Origin of the sequence: Klebsiella sp. Ech2A, from assembly GCF_030078455.1 — a bacterium.
Lineage (GTDB): Bacteria > Pseudomonadota > Gammaproteobacteria > Enterobacterales > Enterobacteriaceae > Klebsiella > Klebsiella terrigena.
Window position 1 is genome coordinate 1 of the sequence record NZ_JAQGFU010000400.1, and the last position, 1,514, is coordinate 1,514.

Here is a 1,514-nt window from a genome sequence, read left to right on the forward strand (position 1 = left end):
GGAGATTGGTATAAGAGACAGTTTTATTGCCGCGCACGAACAGCTCGACGTCGAGCTCCTCCTCAAGCTGCTGGATGCGCGTGGTGATGTTCGATTGCGCGCGTCCCAGCCTCTTAGCTGCCCGGGTGACGCTGCGCTCCTGGGCGACAATTTTAAAAATTTCCAGCGTGCTGTGGTTCATGTTTTTCTTCTAAATATGGAATTAATATTGATCTTAGCATCTCAAAAAGAGATGTTAAGCACTGAATATCACAAATTTACGCAGGATCAATCATGAGCAACCGCCTGTTGCAGCAGCTTGATATCGTTTATCCCATTATACAGGCCCCGATGGCCGGCGTGTCCACGCCTGAGCTGGCGGCGGCGGTCAGCAACGCCGGCGGCCTGGGCTCGCTGGGACTGGGCGCCTCCTCGGTTTCTCAGGCGCGGGCGCTGATCGACAAAACGCGCCGGCTCACCGACAGAGCGTTTAACGTGAATCTTTTTTGCCACCTTCCGGCGCGCAGAGACGAGCAGGTTGAAGCCCGGTGGCTGGAGCGGCTGCGTCCGGCTTTTGCCCGCGCGGGGAGCCAGCCGCCGGCGGCGCTGACCGAGATTTATCAAACTTTCCTCGGGCACCAGCCGATGCTTGAGCTGCTGCTCGAACTGGCGCCGCCGGTGGTCAGCTTTCACTTCGGTATTCCGTCATCGCAGGTCATTCTCCGCCTGCAGGAGAGAGGCATCGTCACCATGGCCACCGCCACCAGCGTTGAGGAAGCCCGGCAGATCGAGGCGCAGGGGGTGGATATCGTGATTGCGCAGGGCTACGAAGCGGGCGGCCATCGCGGGATCTTTGACGAACGCGGTGACGACCAGCAGCTGAGCACCTTTACGCTGCTCCAGAGCCTGAAGCGGGTGGTGGGCCTGCCAATTGTTGCCGCCGGCGGCATTATGGACGGCGCGGGAATTTGCCGCGCCATGAGCTTCGGCGCCGAGGGCGCGCAGCTGGGGACCGCATTTCTGCTGTGCCCGGAATCGGCGGCGGACAGCGGCTATCGTCAGGCGATTAAAGTCGGTCCCGATCCGCAAACCGCGCTCACCGCGGCCATTTCCGGCCGCCCGGCGCGCTGTATACACAACGGCTGGCGCGCGCTGGCGCAACAGGCTGATGCCTCAGAGATCCCGGCCTATCCGCTGGCCTATGCTGCCGGTAAGGCGCTGGCGACGGCGGCGAAAGCCCGGGGGGATGAGAGTTACGGCGCCCACTGGGCGGGACAAGGCGTGGGCCTGATCCGCGAGCTGTCGGCGACGGATCTGATGCAGACCTTAATTCACGAGTGCGGCTGGCGCCAGGGGTGAGGAAAAGGAGCGATACCGGCAGGACATCGCCCTTGAAGGTGCGAACTAACGACGGTGCGCCAGGCGGCTAACCAGACGGTCTCCGGTCATCTGCACGCCCTGGACCATTGCCACCAGGATCAGTACCGTGCCTGCCCCTTATACACACCTGACCCTGCCGACGAATAGAAAGGCGT

General features: G+C 61.8%; 2 protein-coding genes and 1 pseudogene. 1 reads left to right on the forward strand and 2 read right to left on the reverse strand.

Translation table 11 applies throughout. The features are described 5' to 3' along the window. Positions 1 to 181: helix-turn-helix domain-containing protein (locus PFH44_RS27415; RefSeq protein WP_283826814.1), on the reverse strand; the 181-nt coding region annotated here is incomplete at its 3' end. A gap of 92 nt (positions 182 to 273) precedes the next feature. Here PFH44_RS27415 and PFH44_RS27420 point away from each other — a divergent pair. After that, positions 274 to 1,338 carry an NAD(P)H-dependent flavin oxidoreductase gene (locus PFH44_RS27420; protein ID WP_283826815.1) on the forward strand — a complete coding sequence of 355 codons (1,065 nt, stop codon included), beginning with the start codon at positions 274 to 276 and terminating at the stop codon, positions 1,336 to 1,338. A gap of 45 nt (positions 1,339 to 1,383) precedes the next feature. Here PFH44_RS27420 and PFH44_RS27425 read toward each other — a convergent pair. Continuing rightward, positions 1,384 to 1,470, reverse strand: a pseudogene (locus tag PFH44_RS27425) (metal ABC transporter permease); the annotation flags it as partial. Positions 1,471 to 1,514 lie beyond the last annotated feature (44 nt).